The following is a 24,532-nucleotide window of genomic DNA, read 5'->3' as shown; positions in this document are numbered from 1 at the left end:
TAGCGCAAGCGTAGCTATCAATCCTGTCCCATCCTGAGTGGCGAATAACCACTACTCCTTCAATATGACGCTTCGTTTGGCGTTCTGCAAGGCAGCCGGGTTCAATCATTTGACCGAAGCTTGGCTGCGCGCCCGGATGGCGCTCGAAGACTGCGGCGAGGTGATGCCATGCAGATACACCCAGGCGGGGGGCTTGCTGGTCGCCAGCGTCTCGGCGGCCGCTTCGGGCAGGCGATGCTTTTTCAGCGCGATCGCCGCCTTGCTCACCGTGGCGCGGAAGGTCGAGCCGGGGCGGGCGTAGACGGCGATCGGCAGCAGTGCGGCGATATCCTGCCAGCGCTCCCAGCGATCGAACTGCGAAAGGTTGTCGGCGCCCATGATCCAGACGAAGCGGGTATCGGGGCAGGCGGCGACCAGCCACTCGAGCGTATCGACGGTGTAATGGAACCGGTGCGCGGCCTCGACGCCGGTGGGGTAGATGCGCGGGTTGGCGGTAAGCGCCCGCGCGGCGCGGACCCGGGCTTCGAGCGGCGCGAGCTCGGAATGGTCCTTCAGCGGGTTGCCGGGGGAGACCAACAGCCAGACCGCATCGAGATCGAGGCGCTTGAGGCACTGCTCGGCAACGAGGCGGTGGCCCTCATGGATCGGGTTGAAGCTGCCGCCGAACAGGCCGATGCGCAGACCCGAGCCGAAGGGCGGGAGTGCGGTGATGTCGGGGGGGAGAGTCATGTGCAAGCGGCCTCCCCCCTCCCGGCCTCCCCCACAAGGGGGGAGGTGAAGAGTCGAGGTTGCGGCTCGATCGTGCCCAATGAACCGGCAGGCACCTCCCCCCTTGTGGGGGAGGTTGGGAGGGGGGTGGCCAAGCGCGCTGAACTCAAGGCCGGGTCTGCCCCGTGCCTTCGACCAGATACTTGAAGCTCGTCAGCTGCTCGACGCCAACCGGGCCGCGGGCGTGGAACTTGCCGGTGGCGATGCCGATCTCGCCGCCGAAGCCGAACTCGCCGCCATCGGCGAACTGGGTGGAGGCGTTGTGGAGCAGGATGGCGCTGTCGATCTCGTTGAACCAGCGGGCGACCGAGGCAGGATCCTCGGTGATGATCGCCTCGGTGTGGTGCGAGGAGTACTTGCCGATATGGGCGATGGCCTCGCCGACATCGGCGACCACCTTCACAGAGATGATGGCATCCTCATATTCGGTGTGCCAGTCCTGCTCTGTCGCGGCAATGGCCTCGGGGATCAGCGCCATGACGGTCGCATCGCCGCGGATCTCGCAGCCCTTGGCGACCAGCGCCGCGATCACCGGCCGGAGGTGGGTGGCCACCACATCGCGATGCACCAGCAGCGTTTCGGTGGCGCCGCAGACGCCGGTGCGTCGCATCTTGGCATTGAGGGTGACATCGACCGCCATCGGCAGCTCGGCGGACTTGTCGATATAGGTGTGGCAGATGCCTTCGAGATGGGCGAACACCGGGACGCGGGCTTCCGACTGGACGCGGGCGACCAGCGTCTTGCCGCCGCGCGGCACGATGACGTCGATGGCGCCGCCGAGCCCGCCCAGCATCTCGCCGACGGCGGCGCGATCGGTGGTGGGGACGATCTGGATCGCATCGACGGGCAGGCCCGCGGCCCTGAGCCCGGCGACGAGACAGGCGTGGATGGCGCGCGACGAGTTCACGCTGTCCGACCCACCGCGCAGGATCACCGCGTTGCCGGCCTTCAGCGTCAGCGCGCCGGCATCGGCGGTGACATTGGGGCGGCTCTCGAAGATGACGCCGATGACGCCGAGCGGGGTGGCGACGCGGCGGATGGTCATGCCGTTGGGGCGGGTCCATTCGGCCAGTACGCGGCCGACCGGATCGGGCAGCTCGGCAATGGTGCGAAGGCCCTCGATCATCTGATCGATGCGCTTGTCGTTGAGCTGCAGCCGGTCGAGGAAGGCCCTGGAAATGCCCTTGCCTTCGGCGGCGCGCATATCGAGCGCATTGGCCGAGAGGATGTCGTCGCGGCGATCGTCGATGGCGTCGGCGGCAGCGTGCAGTGCCTTCACCTTGCTCTCGGGGCTGGCGAAGGCAAGCACGGCCGCGGCGGCGCGAGCGCGCTGGCCGAGTTCGAGCATGACGGCGGAGAGGTCGACAGCTTCCACAGCGCTCATCAGACTTTGGCCTCCAGGCCCATCAGCACCACCATGTTGTCACGGTGGATGAGTTCCGACCGCGTGCCGATGCCGAGCAGGTCGGAAACGACGCGGGAGTTCTTGCCCTTCACCAGGTCGGCTTCCTCGCGACCCATGCCGGCAAGGCCGCGGGCGATCTCGCGCCCATCGGGGTCGACGATGGCGACGGCATCGCCGCGGCCGAACTCGCCGGTGACCCGGGTGACGCCGATCGGCAACAGGCTCTTGCCGTCGAGCAGCGCACGGGCGGCGCCGGCATCGACATGGATGGCTCCGAGCAGTTCGAGATGCCCCATGATCCAGCGCTTTCGCGCCTGGGCGCGGGATTCGGCGGGGGCAAACAGGGTGTGGCGCACGCCTTCGGTCAGGGCGCGGAGTGGGTGATCCTCGGTGCCCCTCGCGATGATCATGGCGGTGCCGGCCTGGGTGGCGATCTTTCCAGCCTCGACCTTGGTGGTCATGCCGCCGCGGCTCAGATGGCTCGCAGCGCCGCCCGCCATGGCGTCGATTTCCGGCGTGATCGCGGCGACGAAGGGCAGGTGCTCGGCGTTCGGGTCCTTGCTCGGGGGCGCAGTGTAGAGCCCATCGACATCGGAGAGCAGGATCAGGCAGTCGGCCTCGATCATGGTGGCGACGCGGGCCGAGAGGCGATCATTGTCGCCATAGCGGATCTCGGCGGTGGCGACGGAATCGTTCTCGTTGATGATCGGGATGGCGCCCAGGCCCAGGAGGGTCGAGATGGTGGTGCGGGCGTTGAGGAAGTAGCGCCGCTCCTCGGTGATGTTTGGGGTGAGGAGTATCTGGCCGGTGACGATCTGATGCTCGGCGAGCGCGGCGGCCCAGGCCTGGCTGAGCGCGATCTGCCCGGCGCTCGCGGCAGCCTGGCTCTGCTCGAGCGGCAGGCTGCGGGCATCGAGGTTGAGCAGGCGCCGGCCAAGCGCGATGGCGCCCGAGGAGACGATCACCAGCGACACGCCCTGCGCCTTCAGCGCGGCGAGGTCGGCGGCGAGCGAAGCCAGCCAGGCGGCGCGGAGCTTGCCCGTCGTGCCGTCGACCAGCAGCGCCGAGCCGATCTTGATGGTGATGCGCCGATAGGGCGCCAGCGCGTTCGTCATCACGGCACCCAGGTGGGCTCGGCTTTGCGGCGTTCGCGTTCGTCGCGCTCGGCCTTGTCGGCGTCCATCTGCGCGATGATGCGGTAGAGCACCTTGTCGACGCCCTCGCCGGTGACGCCGGAACAGGTGAAGACCTCGGCCTTGCTGGCGCGCTTCAGCACCTTCACCTTTTCCTTCACCTCATCGGGGTCGATCGCATCGATCTTGTTGAGGACGACGATCTCCGGCTTTTCAGCCAGTTCCTCGGCATAGGCGGCAAGCTCGCCGCGGATGGTCTTGTAGGCGGTCTTCACATCCTCCTGCGTGCCATCGATCAAGTGGACGAGGATGGCGCAGCGCTCGACATGGCCAAGGAAGCGGTCACCCAACCCCTGGCCTTCATGCGCGCCCTCGATCAGGCCCGGAATATCGGCCAGCACCAGGTCGCGTTCACCGATAGTGACGACGCCCAGGTTGGGATGGAGCGTGGTGAAGGGGTAGTCGGCGATCTTCGGCTTTGCGGCGGAAACCGCGGCGAGGAAGGTCGACTTACCGGCATTGGGCAGGCCGACGAGACCCGCGTCCGCAATCAGCTTCAGCCGCAGCCAGATCCATTTCTCGGTGCCGAGCAGGCCCGGATTGGCGCGGCGCGGCGCCTGGTTGGCGCTGGTCTTGAAGTGAGCATTTCCGAAGCCGCCATTGCCGCCTTCGAGCAGGACCAGCTCCTGGCCGACCTCGGTGAAATCGGCGATCAGCGTCTCGCCGTCTTCCTCGAACACCTGGGTGCCGACCGGTACCTTGAGGATCGCATCGCCGCCCTTGGCGCCGTGCCGATCCTTGCCCATGCCATGGGTGCCGGTTTCGGCCTTGAAGTGCTGCTGGAAGCGATAATCGATCAGCGTGTTGAGGCCATCGACACAGCGGATGATGACATCGCCGCCGCGCCCGCCATTGCCGCCGTTCGGGCCGCCGAACTCGACGAATTTCTCGCGCAGGAACGATACCGCGCCGGCACCGCCATTGCCGGAGCGCACGAAGACCTTTGCTTGGTCGAGGAATTTCATCTGGTACTTTCTCGGGTGGCCTGCCGGTGGGCCATCCAGGCGGTGCGTGTCAGTTCGGTGTCGATATGGCGCACCTCCTCTCCGCGCGCAAGGCAAAGGCGCGATGAGGTGCCGATCTCGACGAATCCGACCTTCTTCTGGATGGCCAGCGAGGCTTTGTTGAAGTGGAACACCCCGGAGGCGAGAGTTGGCGCCGCCGTGGTCTCGAAATACCAGTCGAGGCTGGCGCGCACCGCTTCGCTCATCAGCCCGCGGTTCCAGAACGGCTGCGCCAGCCAGTAGCCGATCACCGTGCCCTCGATGTCGCGGTGAAAGCCGACATTGCCGATCACCCCCTCGCCGTCGAGGTCGATCATGAAGCCGGTCTCGCCGGCCGGGGTGTCGGGCCGCCAGGAGCGGAGCCAGGCCTTGGCATCGGCGAGCCGGTAGGGGTAGGGCACGCGGCTCAAATTGCCGGCAACGGCAAAGTTGTCGAGGAAGCGGGCGATGCGCGAGGCATCCTCGAGCACCGGCTGGCGGAGCGTGAGGCGCGGCGTGCGGAGCGTTACGTCCATCAGTTGGTCCTCGTTCGCCGTGCCGCTTCGTAGTCGGCGCGGATCAGCGTGGTCTCGACATGCTCGATGTCGCGGTTCTGCGAGCGGACGAAGCGCATGCTGGTCGCTCCGGCATCAATGAATCCGAGTTTTTTCTGCACACCAAGCGACGCCATGTTGCCGACATGCGCGCCCGAATGCACCAGATTGTCCGGCAGGACCGAAAAGTGCCAGTCGAGCAACGCTGCACTGGCCTCGGTCATGATGCCCTGCCCATGGTAGCGGCGGTTCAGCCAGTAGCCCAGCTCCTTGGCGATACCGACAGCGCCAACCATGCCCTCGCCGGGCAATTCAATGGCGAAGTGCGCCGCACCCGGCACGGCGGGCTGCTGCATCCCGACCCAGGCGAGCGCGTCGGCCTCGGCATAGGGGAACGGCACGACGGTAAGGTAGCGGGTGACCTCGTAATCGCTCAGTGCCTCGACAATGGCGGGTGCGTCCGTTTCGCGGATCGGTCGCAGACGCAGGCGCTCGGATTGCAGCTCTAGCTCCATTTCGGCTGCTCCAGTTCGAAGAATAGGATCGGCTGGTCCTTCAGTGTGCCGGCTGGGTCGGTGCCCTCGCCGGTGCGGATGAAGCCGGCCTTCGTTAGAACGTTGAGCGAGCCGGCGTTGCTGGCAAGCGCCCGCGCCCGGATCCGCGGGAACAGGCGCGTGCCGAAGGCCGCCTCGATCAGGCCTTTCACCGCCTCGCTCATGATGCCGCGGCCCCAGTAGGGCTCGCCCAGCCAATAGCCAAGCTCGGGCAACTGGCCGGCCTCGAAGGTGAAGCCAACGACACCGATCAACCCGTCATCGAGGGTGATGGCGTAAGGCCGCTGCGTGGGCTGCTGGGCGATGATCTCGACGAAGCCGATGCCGTCGGCCCGGGTATAGGGATGCGGCAGGCGCGACAGCTTGTCGGCGATCGCCTTGTTGTCCGCGAGCTTTACCAGATCAGGCACATCGCCGCGGATGGGGGCGCGCAACACCAGGCGTGGGGTCTCGATCCGGTGCGGCAGGGCATCGCGCTGGCGGCGGGCCGCCAGCTTCGCGGTGGCCTCGGCCAGCGCCTTGGCCTGGGCGGCAGGGCCCATCAACTGGGTCCGCCGCCGGGGCACGTAGTCGTCATCATCCTCGAGCGTCGTCATCAGGCAATCCTCCGCGTCAGATCCACTGACGCCATCCGGTTCTCGGTCCACACGATCACCTCGCCATCGCGCAGGGCGCGATAGCGGAGGCCTCGACTGCACAGGTGCCTGACGGCTCGTTCGGCCGCGGCACTTTCGGGATGCGGCGAGCGGTAATGCGGCACGATAGCGTGGTCGATCAGCCCGAGGCCGTCCCAGATGGTCTCACGGTCGTAGCCCCTGGGCGCCTCGTCGGGGTCATCGATCAGGTGAATGCCTTCGAGGCTCGGCGCCGCCACGACGGCGCCGGCCGAGAAACCGCCATAGACGATCTCGTCATTGTCGAGCATGTCGACAATCACGTCATCGAATCCCGACTGCTTCATGGCGCGGCGCAGCACAAATGCATTGCCACCGGTGACCCAGACGAGATCGAACTGGCTGAGCCGGGCGCGCAGCCCCTCGGGATCGCCGAAATACTGGCGCAGGTCGAGCGGCGTGGCGACGATACCGAGCGAGCCGAGTTCCGAGACCGGGTCATAGGCTTCGTTGCGATAGAGCTCGCGCGCCGCGGGGGAGATGTTGTCGAGCGCGTTCTCGATGATGGCAGCGTGCCGGCCATTGCCGAGAAGAGCGAGGAGCGAACCGGCGCGGTCGCCGATCCGATAGGAGCTCAGATACAGTCTCATTTTCAGCCGCCCTCACGACGAAAAAGACAAAAGGGGAACCGGATTCCGGCTCCCCTTGGATCTTGTCGCGCGGTCGACTGCCTAGTCGCCTTGCCGGGGAGCTGGTCTCCGGCAGGGGTTGCTAGGCCTCACCGGGTTATTCTGCTGCTTCTGCTGCCGGGAGTACCGACACGTAGACTTTGGCGTTGGCGCGGGTTTTGAACGCCACGGTGCCGGGAATAAGGGCGTAAATGGTATGGTCGATGCCCATACCGACGCCGGTGCCCGGGTGCCATTTGGTGCCGCGTTGACGGATGATGATGTTGCCGCCGATCACAGCTTCGCCGCCGAACTTCTTGACGCCAAGACGTCGGCCAGCCGTATCGCGACCATTGCGGGAGGAACCGCCTGCCTTCTTATGTGCCATCGGTTAGACTCCTTATTCCTTGTCAGCCTTGGGAGCGGCCTTCTTGGCCGCCGGCTTCTTGTCTGCAGCGGGCTTGTCGGCCTTGGGCGCAGCTTCCTTCTTGGGAGCGGCTGCCTTCTTGGCCGGAGCCTTGGTCTCGGTCGCCTCAGCAGCCGGAGCTGCCTTCTTGGCCGGTGCCTTCTTCGCGGCCGGCTTAGCGGCGGCCTTGGGGGCCTCGGTCACGCTGGCCGAAGCCGCAGCGGCGGCAGCGCGCTTTTCGGCGCGGGCCTTGGCAATCTCGTCGACCTTGGTGGTCGGCTTTGCGCCGCCGGTCAGGATCTCGGTGATGCGCACGGTCGACAGACGCTGACGATGGCCGTTGCGGCGATCGTAGTGCTGGCGGCGCTCCTTCTTCAGGATGATGATGGTGCGCTCTTTTTCGGTGGCGATGAACTGGCCTGCGACCAGGGCGCCTTCCACGAGCGGCGCGCCAACGGTGACCGCGTCGCCGTCGCCAACCAGCAGGACCTGGTCGAAGGTGACCACGTCGCCCGGCTGAGCGTCGATCTTCTCGATCTTCACCACGTCATTGGCGGCAACCTTGTACTGCTTGCCACCGGTCTTGATCACTGCAAACGTCATTGTCGTCCCGGGGACCTCCCGGACCTCTTCGTTATCGCGCCCTGTGGCGCCGCAGGCGATGCCTGATCCTGCGGGCTTCGAGATAGGCTGCCGATCCAGGGATCGGCGGCGGCCTCGGACAGCGGTTGAACAAATCAAAAATGCGCGCAGCAGACGCCGCACGCAAGTCGAGCGGCCTTATCGTGGGAAACGCCACGGGAGTCAAGGCCGGAGTCCAGGCGCGCTCAGCTAGTTCGGCCGCACCGCGAGCAGCTTGCTGCGGATCTCTGCGGCGCTTGCTGCCTCGGCTCCGAGGACCCGCGCCTTGTGCTCGGCCTGCCAATGGGACAGCGACCAATCGGCCCCGGTGTTGGAGACGCTGATCGCCGGCAGATAGGCGTCGGCCTCGAACAGATCCTCCTCGACCAGCGCGGCCAACGGGGCGCGTCGGTATTCCTCGCCCTCGAAGGCATCGAGCAGATCACGTTCGAACGGGCTCAGGTCGATCAGCAGTAACCCTTCGGCCGCGGCGCCGGGTGCGCGGATCAGCGCCGGATAGATGCGGCCGGGATAGTGCACGGCGCGCAACCCCGGCGCACGGGCGGCATGCTGGCCGCCGGCGCGCAGCGGGCGGCCGAGCACGGCGGCCAGCAGATCGGGGTCGCGCAGCGTGCCGTAAACAAAGAGCGGAAGAGTCATGCGACGAGCGGCCAAAGAGTGTTGCAGGCTCGATCATGCTATGCCATAAGCCCGCCCGTCTCGACCAGCCGCGGTAACGCGTGTTCGACCTCGCGGAGAGGTGGCAGAGTGGTCGATTGCACCGCACTCGAAATGCGGCATGGGGGCAACTCCATCGGGGGTTCAAATCCCTCCCTCTCCGCCATTCCTTCCTGAAATTGCTATCGGCTCCGGCCGTCGCGGGATGGCAGGCGAAAGGCCTTGCAGTTGCGCACGCATCGGAGAGGCTGGCTTGTGAAACAGCTCTGGCCGGCGAGGACGGCTGGGCAGCCGGCATCGTCGTCCGAGAGGGATCGAAGCCGCCGGCCCTGAGCCAGGCCGGCAGCTTTCGGGCGTCCGGGCTCGTCGGCCCAGACTATTCGGCCATCAGGTATTCGTTGCTGAAGTAGGTCGAGAAGTCAGGCTTCTCCGCCAGCGCTACGCCGTTGCCGTCATGCAGGATGCCCGCGGCGAAAAGATACTGGCCGATGGCTTCCATTTTGGCGGGAGCGATGGTGCCGATCTCGCCGCCAGCGCTCTGCAGATAGTGTCCGTCGATCAAGGCCTGCAGCGAGGCCCGGATCAGCTTCCGATCGGTCAGGACATCGCTATTGGCGGCAATGAGGATGTCCGCGGCCTCGTCCGGATGGTCGACTGCGTAGGCGTAGCCGCGCTGCGTGGCGCCGATGAAAGCCGCTGCGGTTTTCGGGTTGGCGCCGAGGTACGCCTCGCTGGAGCCGATCAGCGTCGTATGCTGGTCGGGGACGCCAAAGTCGGCATAGCGGAAGGCGCGCTGGGCCTTGCCGTCGAGTTCGGCCTTGACCCCCTCCCAGGTATAGACTTCGAGCGTGAAGTCCACCGCGCCATTGGCCAGCGCTTCATAGGCCGAAGTCCCGAGCGTCACGGTCTCGAACGTGCCCTCGCCGCCATCCTCCTTGATCATCGAGGTGATGAGCGCATTCTCCCAGGCGCTGCCGAAGCCGCCATAGGTCAGGCCATCGAGGTCCCGCGGGCGCTGGATATCGGCGCGGTCGGCATTGAACACCAGCCGGCCGGTCTCGGTCTGGGTGACGGCATAGACGCCCTTGAGGTCGGCGCCGGCGGCGCGCTGGGTCATGAAGCCGATGGAACCAACGATGCCGAAGTCGGCGACATGGTTGGCGACGAGCGCGCCCGCAGAGGTGTCGGTATAGGGCAGGATTTCGACGTCGAGCCCGGCCTCGGCATAATAGCCAAGCTCACGCGCCACATAGAGCCCGATGTGGTTGGTGTTGGGGGTCCAATCGAGGGCGATGGTGACGTGCTGCTGCGCGACGACCGGACTGGCGGCGAGGCCAAACAGGCAAGCGGCGGCGAGCGCCAGGCGGCGGAAGTTCATCGTTCAAGTCCTTTGGTTGGGGCGGAGAGGAGCAGATCGAGGACGCCGGTCTCGATGGCGGCGACCGCTGCGCCGGTGCGGCGGGGGCGCGGCAGGGGCACGGCAACTTCAGCGACGACGCGGCCAGGGCGGGCCGACAGCACATAGATGCGGTCGGACAGCAGCACCGCCTCGCGCACGTCATGGGTGACGAGGAGGGTGGTCCAGGCGTGGCGGTTCCACATGGTCTCGAGCCAGCGCTGCATATCGGCGCGGGTGAGGGCGTCGAGCGCGCCGAACGGCTCGTCGAGCAGCAGCATGTCCTTGTCCTGCACCACGGTGCGCAGCAGCGCGGCGCGCTGGCGCATGCCGCCGGAGAGTTCGGCAGGATAGTGGTGCTCGAAGCCGGAAAGGCCGAACTCGGTAAAGAGTGGCGCCACGCGCCGACGCGCTGCGGCGCGCCCGATGCCCTGCACCTCGAGGCCCAATGTCGTGTTGTCGATGATGCGCCGCCAATCCATCAGCGCGTCGCGCTGCGGCATGAAGGCGAAAGGGCGCCGGTCGGGGTGGAGCGGCGCTCCATCGAACAGCATGGCGCCGGCATCGGGGCGCAAGGCTCCGGTCAGCAGCTTGAAGATGGTGGATTTGCCCGAGCCGGATGGGCCGAGAATGGAAACGAATTCGCCTCTGCCAACCGAGATGGATACATCGCCAAGCACAGAGAGATCGCCGAAGGCTTTGGCGATGCCGCGCAGTTCGAGGCGCGCGGCGCTCATGGCTTGTCGCTCCCGGACAGGTGCAGCCAGGGCATCGACAGGCGCTGGATCAGTACGGTCGCCCCGAACAGCAGCAGCGTCAGGCTGGCGCTGACCATGACCGCGGCAAGCACCAGGTCGGGGCGAAAGTTGTTCTTGGCGTTGAGGATATAGATGCCGAGCCCTTTGGCCGCGCCGGCATACTCGGAGAAGATCGCGCCGACCACGGCATAGGTGATGGAGATCCTGAGGCCGGCGAAGAAGAAGGGCAGGGCCGAAGGCAGGCGGGCGATGAGGAAGACGCGCCAGCGTGGCGCCCCCATCGAGGCCACCAGTTGTTCGATTTCGTCGGCTGTCGAGGCATAGCCCTGCAGCAGCGCGATCAGCATGGGAAAGAAGGTGACCAGCGCCACCAGCATGATCTTGGGGGTGAGGCCGAAGCCGAACCACAGCACCACCAGCGGCGCGATGGCGATCATCGGCAGGGTCTGGCTGATGACAAAGACCGGCAGCAGGGCGCGCCGCAGCGGCCGGAAGAAGTCGATCAGCACCGAAAAGGCGAAAGCGGCAGAGACCGAGCAGGCGAAACCGAGCAGGGTGGCGCTGATGGTGGGGAGCGTGTTGTCCCACAGCGCCCGATATTGCAACGCGCCCTGCGCCAGTACCCGGGAGGGCGAGGGCAGCGTCGTCGGTGGAATACCCGAAAACCGGGCATAGGCCTCCCATAGGAGGATCAGGCCACCGACCGACAGCAGGGCGGGCCATAGACGGCTGAAAGCTGTTGCGGCGCGTGCCGCGACCGGGCGGATGAAGGGCATCGACATGAACCTTGAAGGGAAAGCGGCCGCGCCCCAGAGCGCTTTCAGGAAAGGCTGCAGACCTTTCCGGTTCGAAAGCGCGACCAAAACAAAGACTCTAGCGGGCGGTCGGGCTGTTCGCGGAAACGGTCAGGTCGATGGTGACGTGCCCTTCGGGCGGGCCGAACCGGCAGAAGGCTTCGGCGAGCGTCGCAAACACCGGACCGGCATCGCCCCGCAGCACCGAGCAGAAGTGCTTGGAGCGATCGAACACACCTGAGCTCTTCAGGAAGTCGATGCAGCCATAGATCTCGTCCATGTGCTGGCCGGTGCCCATCACGTAGAGCGAGAACTGGGCGGCTATGGTTTGGCCGGTTTCTGCGGCCGAGGCGACGGCCTGATGGGCGGCCGCCTGGCGGGCGGCCAGCGGTTCGAGCGGACCGGCGAGGGCGTCGGTGTTGCAGATCGCCTCATCGGGCTCGCCGGGACAGCCGCGTGAAATGGCGGCTGAGAAGGTCACATGCCTGCCGGCCTGCGCTGCCGCGACGAAGAGGTCGCGCATGGCCGGAAACAGCACCTCCGGCGGCCCGACCAGGAGGGTCGAGATGTCGTCGGTCTCGATCCGCAGCCGGTCCCGATAGGGATCGAGCGCACCGAGCGCCGAAAGGATGACGCCGACGAAATCGTCGGTCATGGGATAAAGGGAAATCTGTGCGCCAGAAAACATCGCCCGCCTCGCTCCGCTGGTATTACCCAGATCAGCTTTAGGGTCCGCGCACTTGGCGTGCCGCATCTCAGCCCCGGCAATACGGAGCACCCCTGTGGATGGCGTTGCTTAGACCACGGTTGGGGAGGGATTGGAAGAGGCGGTTTTTGGATTTGGGTTGATTGGCGCGGGCGCGCCCATCATTGGCCGGACGCAGTATGCGCCGGGTTGACGCGGGCCGGCTTCGTACTCGCTCGGTCCGGCTAGCGCATGCTGCGACCGCGGAAGATCGCCTTGTCGATAACGGCATGGACGCCGAAGTTGCCGTCCGCAACCTGGGTCACGCCGAAATCGACGGCGAGCGACATGATGGTCAGCGCCTCGTCTTCGTTCAGTCCGTAGACGTCCATCAGGAACCGGCGCGTCTGCCGGAAGGCGTTGCGCAGCGCCAGGTCCACGGTCGACTTCTGATATACCTCAGCCTGGGCATTGCGACCGAGATCGCGCAGGTAGTTGAGGTGGCTGAAGCTCTGGATCACCCAGCTGTCGGGGGTCTCGATCAACGGCGCCTTGAGGCCGGTGACGCAGGCCGCTGCGTCGGCGGCTCCGGCCTTGTGGAGGCGGATGCGGATGTCACCGGTCAGCGAGCATTCAAGCCCGGTGCCGTTGATCTCGCCGTCGGACAGGGCGAAGTGCCCGTCGCCCATCGAGAGCAGGCCGCCCTCCACCGATACCGGCAGGTAGATCCGGGACCCCTTGCCGGCGCGCCAATTGTCGATGTTGCCGCCGAAATAGCTCGGCGGGATAGAATCGACGAGTTCGGACTCCCGCGGCGCCAGCGCCACGAAGCCGAAATGCAGGCGCGCCGGAATGGCGATACCTTCGAGCACGGTGCGATGCTCGACCAGAGTGTGGTCGACCGGCACGCCGGGATAATCCATGGTCTTGTGCATGACGCCGAACGGATCGACCTGCGGCTGCCACACGTAGCTGTAGAGCGGACGAGCCTCTTGGGGGCGCTCGAGATCGATCTCGAAGATGGTGACGGTCTCGCGCTTCGCCCGGTCGAGCAGATCACCATACTGGTACCCCCACCAGGCCGAGGCGTTCGAGGCGAAGGCCTTGCCGGTGTGCAGCGGATTGCCGCTGGGCCGGGGCCGGATGTCGATGATTTCAACCTCGATCACGTCGCCGGGCTCCGCCCCGCGCACGTAGATGGGGCCGGTGCAGATATGCACCCCGAACCCTTCGCCCGCGCCGCGCCCGAACACCGAGGCGTTCATCGGTCCGGCCCCGCGCCGGTCGATGTTCTTGCCTTCACTCGTCCAGCCGAAGACGCTTTCGGCGCCAGCATCCCCCGCCACCATCCGATCCCAGTCGTCGCCGGAATGCTGGGTGAGCGTCTCGATCGTGACGGTGGCCCCCGGCTCAACCCTCAGCACCGGCGGCAGCGTGCGACTGACATAGCCCCAGTGTACCGTGTCGGCGGTCGCCGGCAGGTGATGCCGATCACCGGGCCACGGCTCAGGCGCGGGCCTCGTTGCCTCCTGCGGCCCGGCAGGCGGAGCTTTCGCGGGCGGTACAGGCTGGTGCGTCGTTGGCCTGCCACGCTGGGAGTAGCCGTCATCGACCGGCACGGCGGCGCGGCGCATCTCCGTGGGGGTCATGCGGAAAGCCGTGCTGAAGGCGCGGCTGAAATGCGCCTGATCCCGAAAACCCCAGCGCTGGCCTATGGCGGCAACGCTTTCGCGTGCGTGGTTCGGATCGAGCAGGTCCACCTTGCAGCGCTGCAGCCGCAACTGCCGTACATGGTCGGAGAAATTCTCGCCCCGCCCTTCGAACAGCCGCTGCAGGTAGCGCGCCGACATCCCCTCCTGGCGGGCGATATCGGTGAGCCCCAGATCGGCGTTGGTGAGCTGGCTGTCGATCGCGGCCGAGACTCTTCGGAAATGCGCCGCCTGCACCTGGGTCAGCCCGCCGTCCGGGGCGTTTGCCTCACCGAGCAAGGCGCTTGCCACCAGTTCGGTGAGCGCGATCTCGCCGGCGGCCAGATCGGCCTGGCCGAGATTCTCAATATCGGCGGCCAGCGTCCGCAACAGCGGCCGAGCCGCGGCGGCCGCCACCGTGCGGCCCAGCACGACCGGCAGCCGCACCGGCACGCGGCCCAGCCGCGCCGCCAGGGGCCCGCGTTGCAGTCGCAGCAATACGGCACGGAAATCGGTACGCCAGTGCATCTGCCAGGCTGTGCTCATCTCGAGCGCGACGAGGTCTCCGTCGGCCAGCTCGAGCGCGGTTCGCCCGGCGGTGAGCCGCGCCCTGCCTCTGCCGACGAGCAGCAGGAGCATCGGCGCCCCAGGCCCGTGCGCAACACTCTCGAGTGCCTGCGCTTCACCGGCGAGATCGGCGAGCAGAGCACCGGAGCTGGAGGGCGAAGCCGCGATAGTGCCGCTGGCTCCGCTGGCCTGCAGCCCCAGTTGCGCGAGCCGCTCCAGCCATGCGGCGCGGCGGCGGTCGAGGGGCACGGTTTCGACGCTGAACCGGACGGCGCTCATGGTGTCCCTTCACGCGCCGCAGACTGCGGCGCTGCTTCGGCACCCACCTCGATCAGAGCTTCCCAACCCTGAGCTTAGCATAGCCCGGCCGACCCGCCAGTCTTTGCCGTGAGACGAACAATCTCTTGCCTTTTGGCTGTCAGGCAGGCGCCCGGCAAGGTTCGGCGCGGAGTACTGCTTCCGACGTACATTGTTGATAATACGTCAGAAAATGGAACGACGAAGTGCCAGGAGCCGATCGAGCCGGGGGCCGGACAGCCTATTCGCCCGATTGCCTGAGCCGGGCCTGACCGGGATAGTTGCGCGTAGATGCAACCCCGGCGAAGGACACCCCATGTGCAAAGGCGATGACGTTAACTGCCCTCAGTTCGAGGCCCATTATCGAAGCTTCAAGGAGGATCTCAACGTTGAGCGCCGCAGCTTCCTCAAGAGTGGCTTCCTGGCGGCGGGTGGCCTTGCCGCCCTCGGCGCCGGCGGCGGCATATCGCTGGTCACCCCGGCGCTGGCCCAGGCCTCTGCTGCCCGCCAGCCGCAGCAGCGCGCTTACCACTATCTCCCCGCTACCGCCGACACAGTGCATTGGGGCTTTTTCAGCAAGACGCTGAAGCCGCAGGTCGAGATCGACTCGGGCGACATCGTGACCATCGAGACCCTGACGCACCACGCGGGCGACGATCTCGAGCGCATGGTCGAGGGCGATGAAGGCGCCGAAAGCGTCTACCTCTGGACCAAGGACAAGAAGGGCGTCGACCGGCGCGGCGCCGGCCCGACCGACCCGGCCGTCTACAAGAAGGGCTCGGGCGAAGGCATGGGCGTCCACATCCTCACCGGCCCGGTGTTCGTGCGCGACGCCGAACCGGGCGACATCCTCGAGGTCCGCATCCTCGACTGCACCCCGCGGCCTTCTGCCAACCCGAAATTCGCGGGCAAGTCCTATGGCTCGAACGCCGCGGCGAACTGGGGCTTCCACTACAACGACATGCTCGAGGGCAAGAAGCGTGAGGTGATCACCATCTATGAAGTGGACGTCACCGGCAGCAAGAGCTGGGCAGAAGCGGTCTATAATTTCCCCTGGGTGCCGCAGACCGATCCGTTCGGTGTTACCCACACCACCATCGACTATCCCGGCGTGCCGGTCGACCACGCGCTGACGACGCGCAACTACGACGTGCTGAAGGGCATTCGGCTGCCTATTCGCCCGCATTTCGGCACGCTTGGCCTGGCTCCCGCCGAAGCCGATTTCGTCGACACCGTGCCGCCCAGCTATACTGGCGGCAACATCGACAATTGGCGCATCGGCAAGGGCGCGACGATGTACTACCCGGTCGCCGTCGAAGGCGCGATGATGTCGGTCGGCGACCCCCATGCCAGCCAGGGCGACAGCGAACTCTGCGGCACGGCGATCGAATGCTCCCTCACCGGCACCTTTCAGTTCATCCTGCACAAGAAGGCCGACCTGGCCGGCACCCCGCTGGAAGAGCTCAACTATCCTATGCTGGAGACCCAGACCGACTGGCTCGTACACGGCTTCTCGTTTGCCAACTACCTCGAGGAGTTGGGCCCCTCGGCGCAGAGCGACATCTACTCGAAGTCGTCGGTTGACCTCGCGCTGCGCGACGCGTTCCGCAAGATGCGGCACTTCCTGATGACGACCAAGGGGCTGACCGAGGACGAAGCGGTGTCGCTTATGTCGATCGGCGTCGATTTCGGCGTCACCCAAGTCGTTGACGGCAACTGGGGCGTCCATGCGATCGTCAAGAAGGACATCTTCGCCGGTCGCGGCTGACCCCGGGATATGTGCACCGGGGGCTGGTACCGCTACAGCGGCAGGTAGCCGGTAAAGCCGGCGATCTTCCAGGCCTCATGCTCGCGGCGGAGGTGGAATACCGAGCGCCAGGCGAGGATCATGGCGTCCCCGGATTGGCGCCGGATCTGGCCATCGATGCGCTTATGCGCGAGCGCCGCGTCGCCGTTGATGTCGATGCGGTCGATCGATTGGCTGCGGAACCAGGCGGCCCGCAGCGGCTCGGCGAACTCGGCCGGGTTCCAGCGGGCGGCGATGGCGGCATCGCGATAGGCGGTAACCGACGCATAGGCCGGGCGCCAGTCGGCCGGATCGAGCGACAGCGCGGCATCGATGCCGAGAAAGCCGGTCTCGACATAGTCGGCGGCAACCAGCGACCAGTCGCTGCTCAAGAAGAAATCGCTGTCGCGCCGGACCAGCATTTCCCAGATGGCGAAGCGGTCGGCGTCGTCGGCTGCGTGGGGGTTGGTCTCGCTCATCCCGTCTGAATGTCCAGCGGCAGGGGGAAATGTGGTTCGGGCAGGGTACCGCCCATCGACTCCGAGATTCTGCGGGCGGCGCGGTAGAGCATGATGGCGGCATCATCGAAGGGAACGATGATCTGCTGGCTGGTGAGGAACGGCATAGTCAGCGCCGCAATCGAGATCCCGGCGGTGTTGATGATGGGGAAGCTTAGGTCGGTCACCCCTTGCACCATCTCGCCTTCGATCCGCTCGTAGCCGCGCTTGGCAATGATCTCGATCCGGCCGCGGTAGCGCTTGGCCTGGTCGGGCGGCAACAGCGCTTCCGATTGGCCGAGGATCCAGGCCTGCACCGGGGCAGGTTGAAAGGCGATGATGGTGCGGCCCGAGGTGCCGCGGATGGCCGGGCTCGCCGCGCCGACCCGCAGGCGGATGGCGATGGGGGCCGGGCTGTCGACCTGGGCGATGATGCGCTGGTTGAGCCCATCGAGCACCGCCATGTGGATGGCCTGCGAGGTTTCGAGCGCCAGGGCGTTCATGATCGGCTGGGCGGCGTCGACGACGCGACGGAACGGCGGGAACAGCGTTGCAAGGCCATAGAGCTGGGTCGAGAGCACCAGCGCTTCTTCGCCGGGCGGCCGGATCAGGTAGCCGCGGCGCTCGAGCGCCATCACCATGCGATAGACCTCTGACAGCGAACGGCCAAGGCGCTGGGCAATCTGGCTTGGGGTGACCGGCACGGTGAGCGTCGCCAAGAGCTCGAGCACGTCAAGGCCCTTTTCGAGCGCCGGTGCGGTGTATTCTGCCTTTGGAACGGGCTTGCGGCGCTTGCGCGATCCCTTGGCGGCCGGCGCACCGTCTTCAGCTGCTGCCATGCTCCCCCCGCTCGCTCGTTTCGGCGACGATGTCCACTAACACCGCGCCAGTCGGCCCGCCACCATGGGGGCGGACCGGGGCACAGGAAATCGCGAGCTCAGTCCCAGAGCAGCAGCCAGCCCGCGCCCGGGCAGTCGAACAGATGCTCAACGCCGGTCGGAACCCCGTTGGCGAGCGGCAGCGCCTTTACCGCGCCGGAATCCCAACCGGCGACCAGCACGTGGCTTTCAGTGACCAGCAAATGCTGCGGCCATTGTGTCTGGCTGCCGCGTTCGGCGACCAGCGTTGGGGTGGCGCCTGAGACGTCGAAGGTCGAGATGGTGTCGAGGCTGCGGTTGGCGAAGTAGACGTGGCGCCCATCCAGGGCGCGCTGGATATCGCCGGGATAGTTGCGGCTCCAGCGGGTCTTGCCCGGGCCAGTCTGCTGCGTCGCCCTGACATTGGCCCAACTGGACGCCGGATCGCCGAGGCGGCCAACCACGAGGTTGGAGCCGAGCTCGCCACTGACCGCCAGCCGCCCATCGGGCAGCACTACGGCGTGACGCGGCCCGGTGTTGGCAGGGACCGCCGTCGCCCGGACCTGGGTCAGGGCGTCGGTGCCGGGTTTTGTGAGGTCGAGGCTGAACTCGCGCACCAGGTCGGCGCCGAGGTCGATCACCACCAGCGTCTCGCCGATGAAGAAGGCCTGGTGCGGGTGGGCGTCGTCCTGCCGCTCGAGCTCGGGGCCACCGCCGCTGAGCTTCAGTTGCACGATCGGCCCCTCGAAGCTGCCATCGGCGGCGAGGCGCTGCAGGCCGAGCATGCTGGTGGTGTAGTTGGTGACGATGAGCAGCCGGCCGCTCGGGTCGACGACGAGGTGGCAGGGCTCGGCGCCCTCGCTCGACTTCTCGCCGAGGGTAATCGCCGTGTCGCCCTCGACCCGCCAGGCATGGACATCGCCCTCCATGCCGACCCGCGAGGTGCCGTAGATCACCGGCAGCGTGGGGTGGCGCGTCAGGCTCGACAGCTGGTTGACGCGGGCCAGGGTCTTGCCCCGCCACTTGCCGTCCTGCTGCACCCAGCGGGTCAGCCCATGCAGTTCGAATACGCCGCGCGATGCGACCAGCAGCGACTGCCCCTCGGCCAGTTTGAACTCCGACATCGTTCCCCCCAAAAAAACTATTCGGATGCGCCGGGACCGAAACCGTCCCAATGCGCCACGACCTTGCCGTTCTCGACCACATTGGCGCGACGCAGCATGGCGAAGGCCATGCAGACATGGTTCGGCACGATCTCCAACCGTGTCCCCACTGGTAGCGGCATCGGCGCGCCCTGGCCATGCCAACGCAGCCAGCCGTGCTCTTCCGACATCTTCTCGATCACCCAGCCCGGCGCATTGACGATCAAGCCCATGCCGGGGAATTCGTCGCGATGCGCCGAAGCCGGCACCAGGTCGGTGCTCAGCGATTTCGAGCCCGCATCGATGCAGGCGCGCTCGGGGTCGGGATGGCTGACCACGGTGGCGATGACGCGGATGGCGGTGGTCTCGAGGCTGGCATTGCCGAGCGCGATCTGGCCGACATCGTTGAAGGCATAGATGCCGGGGCGGATCTGGGTGACGCCGGGCACATGCGCCACTTCGCGCGCCGACGCGGAGGCGCCGAGCGAGACGATCGGCAATGGCACGCCGCGGGCCCGGATCGTCTCGGCGACGCCGACCATGAACGCCCCGGCGGCCTTGGCGCGGCTCGCGAGATCGGGGTGGTCCTTGGCGCCATAGGTGGTGCCTTCGTGGGTATAGATGCCGACGAGCTCGACGCCCGGCAGGGCGTGGACGGCCGCCGCGACGTCTGGCGCCTGGTTGGCGGCAACACCTTCGCGACCGAGGCCCGAGTCGATGGCCAGCATCATCCGCGCGGTGGCGCCGGCGGCGGCGAAGACTGCGCCGATGCTGGCGGCGGCGGCCTCGCTGTCGGTGGCGAGCGTCAGGTCGACCCGTCGCGACAGGGCGAGGGCGCGTTCGGCCTTGTCGGGGCCGACGATCGGGTTGGCGACAAACAGCCGCTGCACCCCGGCCGCGGCGAAGGCCTCGGCCTCGCCGAGCTTGGCGACGCAGAGGCCATCGGCGCCGTGCGCCACCTGGCGGAGGCCGATCTCGGCCATGCGGTGGGTCTTGGCATGTGGAAACAGCTCGACCTTGGCCGAGCGGGCGATCGCCGCCATCTCGTCAAGGTTGCGGTCGAGCACGGCGAGATCGAGCACCAGGCCGGGCGTCGCGACCGGCAGCTCGGCCCAGCTCGGGCCTGCGGCGTCGTTGGCGATGGAGATGGCGGTTGCGGCCATGGTCAGGCTCCCAGCCTCAGCGCCCGGCCGGCGCGGTGGCCGGTGACGCGGTTGTTCTCGACGGCGAATTGGCCGTTGACCAGCACATGGACGATGCCGGTGGCGGCCTGTCGCGGATGCTCGTAGGTGGCGTTGGCCTTGACGTTGGCGGCATCGAAGACGACCAGATCGGCCTTGGCGCCGGCGGCGATACGGCCGCGATCAGTGAGCCGCAGCCGGTCGGCGGCGGAGCTGGTCATGTGGCGCACGCACTCCTCCAGCGTCAGCACCTTTTCCTCGCGCACATAGGTTTCGAGCATGCGCGGGAAGGTGCCCCAGGAGCGCGGATGCGGCCGATCGCCGACGAGGATGCCGTCGCTGCCGACCGTGTGTTCCTCGCGCTGCATCAGGGTGCGGACATGCTCCTCGATGCCGATGAAGAACACGCAAGGGGCGGCGCGCTCGGTGGCGATCAGTACGTCGAGGGCCAGTTCGGCGGGGGAGGTGTTGAGCTTGCGGGCTGCGTCGGCGAGGTTACCCTCCATCATCCATTCCATCTCGGGCGCACCGGGGAGGCCCGCCAGATAGACGCTCGACCAGTTGACGGTGAGGCCCTGGTGGCCGTCCGAGCCGATGACGTCGAGCGCCTCGATGATGCGCTTGCGGGTTTCCGGATCCCGGAGCCGCGCCATCTGCTCGTCACCGCTGCCGGACAGCGCCCAACTGGGCAGTTGCGAGAGGAGCGTCGTCATGCCGGCGAGGTAGGGATAGGCGTCGAAACTCAGATCGACGCCGTCGGCGATGGCGTCGTCGAACATCTTGAGCAGTTGCGGCAGCTTGCCCTTGTTGGCCTCGAAGCTCAGGTGCGTGTGCGCCAGGTGCAGCGCCACGCCGGAGCGCCGGGCGATTTCGAAGCACTCGCCATAACCGCCCAGCGCGTCGGTGCCGTAATTGCGGTGGTGCGGGCAGTAGAAGCCGCCATATTCGGCCACCACTTCGCAGAGCGCCACCAGTTCGTCGGTATCGGAATACATCGCCGGCACATAGGTGAGGCCGGTCGAAAGCCCGACACCGCCTTCTTCCAGAGCGGTGCGGAGCAGCGCCTTCATCTGTTCGAGCTCGTCGGGGGTGGCAAGCCGCGGAGCATTGCCCATCACCAGCATGCGGAGGTTCCCGTGCGGCACGAGGTAGGCGCAGTTGACCCCGACGTTGCCGTCGAGGCGTTTCAGGTATTCGGCGACGCTGCGCCAGTTCCAGTCGAAGCCCGGCGGGTCGTCGTTCCAGCCCTTGATCTGGCTGCGCATCTCGATGAGCGTCGCATCGTCGATCGGGGCGTAGCTCAGGCCGTCCTGGCCGAGCACCTCGGTGGTGACACCCTGGCTGAGCTTCGACGTGTGATCGGGGTTCACCAGCACCTGCAGATCGGAATGGGTGTGCATGTCGATGAAGCCCGGCGCGATGCAGAGGCCATCGATGGCGACGATACGATCGGCCTCAGGGCGGCGGGCGCCCCTGAAGATGCCGGCGATGCGGTCGCCGATGACGAGCACGTCGCCGCGCACGGGCGGCTTGCCGAGGCCGTCGACGACGAGGCCGCCGGTAAACAGGGTAGAGGTGCTCATAGGTTTTCGACTTGCAGTTTCTGGTTGGTCTTGGCGCTGAGATAGATGGCGTCGGTGACGGCGACGACGTGCGCCGCGAGACGGGCGGTGAGGCCGGCGGGAGCAGCAGCGCCGAGGGCGCAGGCGATCAGCGCCTTGGTGGGCGCGCCCGGATCATAGACGCCGGAGGCGTCCGGGGCGCCAAACTCGACCACTTCGCCGCTCGCACGGACGAGACGCAGCGTGTCGGCGACCGAGTCGGCCCAGAGCTGGCCGCGATTGCCATAGAGCGCCATGTGCCATTGCGGGCGCGCCAGGTACGGGTGGGTGGAGGCGGCGCTGATCGCCGCCGAGCCGCCACCGGCGAATTCGGCGTTGACCGTGGTGTGGAGGTCGATATCGCTCCTCGGTGGGAAGGTGCTGGCGTTGAGCGCGACGATCGGCTCGCCCACCAGCCACTCGACCATGCCCAGCTCGTGCGACATGGTCACCGCCGCCGAACCGCCGCCGGAAATGGCCTTGTCGGTATAGGTTGCGGTGTTCGACTCGGCCTTGCCGCCCCAGCCGCCATCGGTGCTGCCCGAGAGCAGGGCCCGGGTGTTGACCGCAAGGTGCATGGTCAGGTGTTCGACGGAGCCGATCTCGCCGGCCTCGATCAGCTTGCGGCTCAGCGCAAAGATCGGCGCCGCCGGCCAGCCGAAGCCGACGAGCAGCGCCTTTTGCAGCCGCTCGGCGGTGTCGCGCATCCGCCGGGCCGGCCCGGCGCTCAGCGCGAAGGGCTTTTCGACCAGCACATGCGCGCCCGCTTCGAGCGCCGCGATCACCTGTTCCTCATGGGCAACGGGTGGGCTCGAGACGACGACGATGTCGGGGCCGAGCGCCAGCGCTTCGCTCCAGTCGGCGAAGTGCGGGGCACCGAACTGCGCCCCGAGGCTTGCCGCCATTTCGGCATTGGGGCTCGAGAGCGCCACCAGCTTGACGCGCGGGTCGGCCGTGAGCGCCGGCAGGTGGCTCGACTGCGACCAGGCGCCGGCGCTGAGCACGGCGGCCTTGATGGTTGAACTCATTTGCCCACCCCGGCAGTAAGGGCGCCGACGACGTGGCGCTGGAAGATCAGCACCAGCACGGTCGGCGGCAGCATCGACATGACGGTGGCTGCGGCCAGCGCGTTCCAGTTGAACTGCTGCACCGACTGGAAGCCGGCCAGCAGCGGCGGCACGGTCAGCTGGTTGGTGAGCACCAGCGCGTAGAAGAATTCGCTCCAGGCTTCGAGGAAGATCAGCACACCGGCTGCGACGAGGCCCGGCCGGGCAATCGGCACGATGATGATCCACAGCGTCTGCAGGCGGGTGGCGCCGTCGATCTTGGCCGCCTCCTCGATCTCGCGCGGCAACTGATCGAAGTAGTTCTTGAGGATCATGATGGCGAGCGGCAGGGTGAAGACGTTGTAGCTGATGACCAGCGCCCACGGGGTGTTGAGCACGCCGATGACACGGAACGCCACGAAGAACGGGCCGATAATGGCGATGGCGGGGACGATCCGGGTGGCAATCACCGACAGTTCGAACGCGCGGGCGCCGCGGAACGGATAGCGCGACAGCCCGTAGGCGGCGGCCCCGGCGATGAACAGGTTCAATACCACCAGGATCGAGCTGACGAGGAGGCTCTGGCCGATCGTCGGCACCAGGCGGGTGCCCATGTCGGTGCTGCCGATGCCCTTGCCGCCGGTATTGCCGAACAGCACCGCCGCATAGTTGTCGAGCGTGATGCTGGAGGGCACCAGCGGGAAGGGTTTGACACCCAGCTGCGAAGGGGTGATCAGGCTCGAGACCACCAGGTACCAGACCGGCAGCAGGATCCAGATGGCGAACACCAGCACACCCAGATAGATGGCGATGCTGGTGGCGAGGCTGCGGCGCCGGCCGCGCTCGAAGGCGGAGGACGCCATCAGTGCATCTCCCTGCGATAAAACAGCCGGACGATGGTCAGCCCGCCGATCAGCGCCACGACGCCGAGGATGACGGCGAGCGCCGAACCGAGACCGATATTGGTGTTCACGAACAGCTGCCGGTAGATCAGGATGCTGAGCACCTGCGTGGTGTCGCCTGGTCCGCCCTGCGTCATGGCGAAGACCACGTCGAACTGCAGGAAGGCATAGATCACGTTGAACACGGTGACGGTGATCAGCACCGGCCGCAGCCAGGGCAGGGTGATGTTGGAAAAGCGCTGCCACCAGTTGGCGCCGTCGAGCTGGGCCGCTTCGTTCAGTTCCTCGGGCAGGGTCTGCAGCCCCGCCAGTAGCAGGATGCCGGCAAAGCTCGCCTGCCGCCACACCGCGGCGAGCACGGTGATCGGCAGCGCGGTGTTCGGGTCGGACAGGAACGGGTGATAGTCGCTGGTCAACCCCAGCATCATCAGCACGGCGTTGAGCCCGCCGACGCTGCCATCGGCAAACCATTTCCAGAGGATGCCGATGACCAGCCACGGCGTCGCCCACGGAATGATCAAGAGGGCGCGCGCCAGCCCGCGGCCGATGAAGCGCTGATTGAGCAGCATCGCCATGGCCAGCCCGATCACCGTCGAGAGGATGACGAAGCCGACCGAGAAGGTGAGCGTCACCTGCGCCGAGCGCCAGAACACCGGGCTCGAAAAGATGATGGTGAAGTTCTCGAGGCCGACGAACGGCCCGAAGCTCGAGCCGCTCGCGGGCACATCGTGGAAGCTATAGACCAAGGTGAGCAGGGTCGGCAGGGCCAGCAGCACGATCAGGATGATCATCGCCGGCGCCACGAGCTTCAGCCCGAATGCGCGATCGGCCTTCGGTCCGAGTAGGTCAGCTGCTCCTGCCATGGGCTCCCGCGTCCTGTTGCTTGGTCAT

25 protein-coding genes, 1 tRNA gene and 1 riboswitch are annotated in these 24,532 nt (G+C 66.8%); of the genes, 2 read left to right on the top strand and 24 right to left on the bottom strand.

The window, feature by feature from the left end:
* Positions 1 to 105: 105 nt before the first annotated feature.
* From AC1ROK_RS21225 to AC1ROK_RS21175, 11 genes are all read right to left on the bottom strand, one after another.
* A complete protein-coding gene (locus AC1ROK_RS21225) occupies positions 106 to 729 on the bottom strand; it encodes a nicotinate-nucleotide adenylyltransferase (RefSeq protein WP_492850600.1) in 624 nt (207 codons plus the stop codon).
* A gap of 145 nt (positions 730 to 874) precedes the next feature.
* Positions 875 to 2,152 carry a glutamate-5-semialdehyde dehydrogenase gene (locus AC1ROK_RS21220; protein WP_492850598.1) on the bottom strand — a complete coding sequence of 426 codons (1,278 nt, stop codon included), beginning with the start codon at positions 2,150 to 2,152 and terminating at the stop codon, positions 875 to 877.
* Positions 2,152 to 3,288 carry a glutamate 5-kinase gene (gene proB / locus AC1ROK_RS21215; RefSeq protein ID WP_492850596.1) on the bottom strand — a complete coding sequence of 379 codons (1,137 nt, stop codon included), beginning with the start codon at positions 3,286 to 3,288 and terminating at the stop codon, positions 2,152 to 2,154. The genes AC1ROK_RS21220 and proB overlap by 1 nt, the downstream gene beginning before the upstream one ends.
* Complete coding sequence (gene obgE / locus AC1ROK_RS21210) at positions 3,288 to 4,331, bottom strand: GTPase ObgE (RefSeq protein WP_492850594.1); 1,044 nt, start codon at positions 4,329 to 4,331, stop codon at positions 3,288 to 3,290. Before obgE ends, proB begins: the two co-directional genes overlap by 1 nt.
* On the bottom strand, positions 4,328 to 4,885 hold the full coding sequence (locus AC1ROK_RS21205; RefSeq protein WP_492850592.1) for a GNAT family N-acetyltransferase: 558 nt from the start codon (positions 4,883 to 4,885) through the stop codon (positions 4,328 to 4,330). The genes obgE and AC1ROK_RS21205 overlap by 4 nt, the downstream gene beginning before the upstream one ends.
* Complete coding sequence (locus tag AC1ROK_RS21200) at positions 4,885 to 5,418, bottom strand: GNAT family N-acetyltransferase (protein WP_492850591.1); 534 nt, start codon at positions 5,416 to 5,418, stop codon at positions 4,885 to 4,887. The genes AC1ROK_RS21205 and AC1ROK_RS21200 overlap by 1 nt, the downstream gene beginning before the upstream one ends.
* Positions 5,409 to 6,053 carry a GNAT family N-acetyltransferase gene (locus AC1ROK_RS21195; protein ID WP_492850589.1) on the bottom strand — a complete coding sequence of 215 codons (645 nt, stop codon included), beginning with the start codon at positions 6,051 to 6,053 and terminating at the stop codon, positions 5,409 to 5,411. The genes AC1ROK_RS21200 and AC1ROK_RS21195 overlap by 10 nt, the downstream gene beginning before the upstream one ends.
* Positions 6,053 to 6,721, bottom strand: a complete 669-nt coding sequence (locus AC1ROK_RS21190; RefSeq protein ID WP_492850587.1) for a Type 1 glutamine amidotransferase-like domain-containing protein — start codon at positions 6,719 to 6,721, stop codon at positions 6,053 to 6,055. The genes AC1ROK_RS21195 and AC1ROK_RS21190 overlap by 1 nt, the downstream gene beginning before the upstream one ends.
* 136 nt (positions 6,722 to 6,857) lie before the next feature.
* The gene (gene rpmA, locus AC1ROK_RS21185; protein WP_055875668.1) at positions 6,858 to 7,127 is read right to left on the bottom strand and encodes a 50S ribosomal protein L27; all 270 of its coding nucleotides are present in this window, start codon (positions 7,125 to 7,127) and stop codon (positions 6,858 to 6,860) included.
* A 12-nt stretch (positions 7,128 to 7,139) separates the two neighbouring features.
* Entirely contained in the window at positions 7,140 to 7,748 is a 609-nt protein-coding gene (gene rplU, locus AC1ROK_RS21180; RefSeq protein ID WP_492850585.1) for a 50S ribosomal protein L21, read from the bottom strand.
* 228 nt (positions 7,749 to 7,976) lie between these two features.
* The gene (locus tag AC1ROK_RS21175; protein ID WP_492850583.1) at positions 7,977 to 8,426 is read right to left on the bottom strand and encodes a gamma-glutamylcyclotransferase family protein; all 450 of its coding nucleotides are present in this window, start codon (positions 8,424 to 8,426) and stop codon (positions 7,977 to 7,979) included.
* Between the two features lie 94 nt (positions 8,427 to 8,520).
* On the opposite strand from AC1ROK_RS21175, the gene AC1ROK_RS21170 reads away from it, so the two are divergent.
* Positions 8,521 to 8,610, top strand: a tRNA-Ser gene (locus tag AC1ROK_RS21170).
* A 210-nt stretch (positions 8,611 to 8,820) separates the two neighbouring features.
* Here the strand turns inward: AC1ROK_RS21170 and AC1ROK_RS21165 are convergent.
* The 5 genes from AC1ROK_RS21165 to AC1ROK_RS21145 all read right to left on the bottom strand — a co-directional run bounded on the left by AC1ROK_RS21165 (position 8,821) and on the right by AC1ROK_RS21145 (position 14,611).
* Entirely contained in the window at positions 8,821 to 9,822 is a 1,002-nt protein-coding gene (locus tag AC1ROK_RS21165) for an ABC transporter substrate-binding protein (protein ID WP_492850581.1), read from the bottom strand.
* Positions 9,819 to 10,577, bottom strand: a complete 759-nt coding sequence (locus tag AC1ROK_RS21160; protein ID WP_492850580.1) for an ABC transporter ATP-binding protein — start codon at positions 10,575 to 10,577, stop codon at positions 9,819 to 9,821. Before AC1ROK_RS21160 ends, AC1ROK_RS21165 begins: the two co-directional genes overlap by 4 nt.
* The gene (locus AC1ROK_RS21155; protein ID WP_492850579.1) at positions 10,574 to 11,380 is read right to left on the bottom strand and encodes an ABC transporter permease; all 807 of its coding nucleotides are present in this window, start codon (positions 11,378 to 11,380) and stop codon (positions 10,574 to 10,576) included. Before AC1ROK_RS21155 ends, AC1ROK_RS21160 begins: the two co-directional genes overlap by 4 nt.
* A 91-nt stretch (positions 11,381 to 11,471) precedes the next feature.
* The gene (locus tag AC1ROK_RS21150) at positions 11,472 to 12,080 is read right to left on the bottom strand and encodes a YkoF family thiamine/hydroxymethylpyrimidine-binding protein (protein ID WP_492850578.1); all 609 of its coding nucleotides are present in this window, start codon (positions 12,078 to 12,080) and stop codon (positions 11,472 to 11,474) included.
* Positions 12,071 to 12,184, bottom strand: a riboswitch (TPP riboswitch). It overlaps the preceding gene by 10 nt.
* A 138-nt stretch (positions 12,185 to 12,322) precedes the next feature.
* Positions 12,323 to 14,611 carry an acetamidase/formamidase family protein gene (locus AC1ROK_RS21145; protein ID WP_492850576.1) on the bottom strand — a complete coding sequence of 763 codons (2,289 nt, stop codon included), beginning with the start codon at positions 14,609 to 14,611 and terminating at the stop codon, positions 12,323 to 12,325.
* A gap of 334 nt (positions 14,612 to 14,945) precedes the next feature.
* Here AC1ROK_RS21145 and AC1ROK_RS21140 point away from each other — a divergent pair, with 334 nt between their 5' ends.
* Complete coding sequence (locus AC1ROK_RS21140) at positions 14,946 to 16,397, top strand: acetamidase/formamidase family protein (RefSeq protein ID WP_055875742.1); 1,452 nt, start codon at positions 14,946 to 14,948, stop codon at positions 16,395 to 16,397.
* A 32-nt stretch (positions 16,398 to 16,429) separates the two neighbouring features.
* On the opposite strand, the gene AC1ROK_RS21135 is transcribed toward AC1ROK_RS21140, so the two are convergent.
* The 8 genes from AC1ROK_RS21135 to AC1ROK_RS21100 form a co-directional block, all read right to left on the bottom strand.
* The gene (locus AC1ROK_RS21135; protein WP_492850574.1) at positions 16,430 to 16,894 is read right to left on the bottom strand and encodes a hypothetical protein; all 465 of its coding nucleotides are present in this window, start codon (positions 16,892 to 16,894) and stop codon (positions 16,430 to 16,432) included.
* Positions 16,891 to 17,751 carry an IclR family transcriptional regulator gene (locus AC1ROK_RS21130; protein ID WP_492850572.1) on the bottom strand — a complete coding sequence of 287 codons (861 nt, stop codon included), beginning with the start codon at positions 17,749 to 17,751 and terminating at the stop codon, positions 16,891 to 16,893. The genes AC1ROK_RS21135 and AC1ROK_RS21130 overlap by 4 nt, the downstream gene beginning before the upstream one ends.
* A gap of 98 nt (positions 17,752 to 17,849) precedes the next feature.
* Complete coding sequence (locus tag AC1ROK_RS21125) at positions 17,850 to 18,893, bottom strand: lactonase family protein (RefSeq protein WP_492850570.1); 1,044 nt, start codon at positions 18,891 to 18,893, stop codon at positions 17,850 to 17,852.
* 17 nt (positions 18,894 to 18,910) lie between these two features.
* Complete coding sequence (locus AC1ROK_RS21120) at positions 18,911 to 20,074, bottom strand: alanine racemase (protein ID WP_492850568.1); 1,164 nt, start codon at positions 20,072 to 20,074, stop codon at positions 18,911 to 18,913.
* Between the two features lie 2 nt (positions 20,075 to 20,076).
* The gene (locus AC1ROK_RS21115; RefSeq protein WP_492850566.1) at positions 20,077 to 21,675 is read right to left on the bottom strand and encodes an N-acyl-D-amino-acid deacylase family protein; all 1,599 of its coding nucleotides are present in this window, start codon (positions 21,673 to 21,675) and stop codon (positions 20,077 to 20,079) included.
* Positions 21,672 to 22,721, bottom strand: a complete 1,050-nt coding sequence (locus AC1ROK_RS21110; RefSeq protein WP_492850564.1) for a Gfo/Idh/MocA family protein — start codon at positions 22,719 to 22,721, stop codon at positions 21,672 to 21,674. The genes AC1ROK_RS21115 and AC1ROK_RS21110 overlap by 4 nt, the downstream gene beginning before the upstream one ends.
* On the bottom strand, positions 22,718 to 23,602 hold the full coding sequence (locus AC1ROK_RS21105; RefSeq protein WP_492850562.1) for a carbohydrate ABC transporter permease: 885 nt from the start codon (positions 23,600 to 23,602) through the stop codon (positions 22,718 to 22,720). Before AC1ROK_RS21105 ends, AC1ROK_RS21110 begins: the two co-directional genes overlap by 4 nt.
* Positions 23,602 to 24,504 (bottom strand): carbohydrate ABC transporter permease, encoded by a 903-nt coding sequence (locus AC1ROK_RS21100; protein ID WP_492850560.1) that lies wholly within the window; start codon positions 24,502 to 24,504, stop codon positions 23,602 to 23,604. The genes AC1ROK_RS21105 and AC1ROK_RS21100 overlap by 1 nt, the downstream gene beginning before the upstream one ends.
* Positions 24,505 to 24,532: the final 28 nt, after the last annotated feature.

The sequence above is a fragment of the Devosia sp. GW821-FHT12F11 genome, assembly GCF_058806655.1.
Note: the sequence above shows the minus strand (reverse complement) of the source record. Positions and strands in the feature narration are given on the sequence as shown.

Excerpts from the sequence above, each read along its gene's own strand:
- AC1ROK_RS21110 (WP_492850564.1), bottom strand. The coding sequence starts at position 22,721 with ATGAGTTCAACCATCAAGGCCGCCGTGCTCAGCGCCGGCGCCTGGTCG.
- AC1ROK_RS21100 (WP_492850560.1), bottom strand. The coding sequence starts at position 24,504 with ATGGCAGGAGCAGCTGACCTACTCGGACCGAAGGCCGATCGCGCATTC.
- AC1ROK_RS21225 (WP_492850600.1), bottom strand. The coding sequence starts at position 729 with ATGACTCTCCCCCCCGACATCACCGCACTCCCGCCCTTCGGCTCGGGT.
- rplU (WP_492850585.1), bottom strand. The coding sequence starts at position 7,748 with ATGACGTTTGCAGTGATCAAGACCGGTGGCAAGCAGTACAAGGTTGCC.
- AC1ROK_RS21145 (WP_492850576.1), bottom strand. The coding sequence starts at position 14,611 with ATGAGCGCCGTCCGGTTCAGCGTCGAAACCGTGCCCCTCGACCGCCGC.
- AC1ROK_RS21150 (WP_492850578.1), bottom strand. The coding sequence starts at position 12,080 with ATGTTTTCTGGCGCACAGATTTCCCTTTATCCCATGACCGACGATTTC.
- obgE (WP_492850594.1), bottom strand. The coding sequence starts at position 4,331 with ATGAAATTCCTCGACCAAGCAAAGGTCTTCGTGCGCTCCGGCAATGGC.
- AC1ROK_RS21195 (WP_492850589.1), bottom strand. The coding sequence starts at position 6,053 with ATGACGACGCTCGAGGATGATGACGACTACGTGCCCCGGCGGCGGACC.
- AC1ROK_RS21205 (WP_492850592.1), bottom strand. The coding sequence starts at position 4,885 with ATGGACGTAACGCTCCGCACGCCGCGCCTCACGCTCCGCCAGCCGGTG.
- AC1ROK_RS21155 (WP_492850579.1), bottom strand. The coding sequence starts at position 11,380 with ATGTCGATGCCCTTCATCCGCCCGGTCGCGGCACGCGCCGCAACAGCT.
- AC1ROK_RS21200 (WP_492850591.1), bottom strand. The coding sequence starts at position 5,418 with ATGGAGCTAGAGCTGCAATCCGAGCGCCTGCGTCTGCGACCGATCCGC.
- AC1ROK_RS21190 (WP_492850587.1), bottom strand. The coding sequence starts at position 6,721 with ATGAGACTGTATCTGAGCTCCTATCGGATCGGCGACCGCGCCGGTTCG.
- AC1ROK_RS21140 (WP_055875742.1), top strand. The coding sequence starts at position 14,946 with ATGTGCAAAGGCGATGACGTTAACTGCCCTCAGTTCGAGGCCCATTAT.
- AC1ROK_RS21105 (WP_492850562.1), bottom strand. The coding sequence starts at position 23,602 with ATGGCGTCCTCCGCCTTCGAGCGCGGCCGGCGCCGCAGCCTCGCCACC.
- rpmA (WP_055875668.1), bottom strand. The coding sequence starts at position 7,127 with ATGGCACATAAGAAGGCAGGCGGTTCCTCCCGCAATGGTCGCGATACG.
- AC1ROK_RS21135 (WP_492850574.1), bottom strand. The coding sequence starts at position 16,894 with ATGAGCGAGACCAACCCCCACGCAGCCGACGACGCCGACCGCTTCGCC.
- AC1ROK_RS21125 (WP_492850570.1), bottom strand. The coding sequence starts at position 18,893 with ATGTCGGAGTTCAAACTGGCCGAGGGGCAGTCGCTGCTGGTCGCATCG.
- AC1ROK_RS21130 (WP_492850572.1), bottom strand. The coding sequence starts at position 17,751 with ATGGCAGCAGCTGAAGACGGTGCGCCGGCCGCCAAGGGATCGCGCAAG.
- AC1ROK_RS21115 (WP_492850566.1), bottom strand. The coding sequence starts at position 21,675 with ATGAGCACCTCTACCCTGTTTACCGGCGGCCTCGTCGTCGACGGCCTC.
- AC1ROK_RS21220 (WP_492850598.1), bottom strand. The coding sequence starts at position 2,152 with ATGAGCGCTGTGGAAGCTGTCGACCTCTCCGCCGTCATGCTCGAACTC.
- AC1ROK_RS21120 (WP_492850568.1), bottom strand. The coding sequence starts at position 20,074 with ATGGCCGCAACCGCCATCTCCATCGCCAACGACGCCGCAGGCCCGAGC.
- AC1ROK_RS21165 (WP_492850581.1), bottom strand. The coding sequence starts at position 9,822 with ATGAACTTCCGCCGCCTGGCGCTCGCCGCCGCTTGCCTGTTTGGCCTC.
- AC1ROK_RS21160 (WP_492850580.1), bottom strand. The coding sequence starts at position 10,577 with ATGAGCGCCGCGCGCCTCGAACTGCGCGGCATCGCCAAAGCCTTCGGC.
- proB (WP_492850596.1), bottom strand. The coding sequence starts at position 3,288 with ATGACGAACGCGCTGGCGCCCTATCGGCGCATCACCATCAAGATCGGC.
- AC1ROK_RS21175 (WP_492850583.1), bottom strand. The coding sequence starts at position 8,426 with ATGACTCTTCCGCTCTTTGTTTACGGCACGCTGCGCGACCCCGATCTG.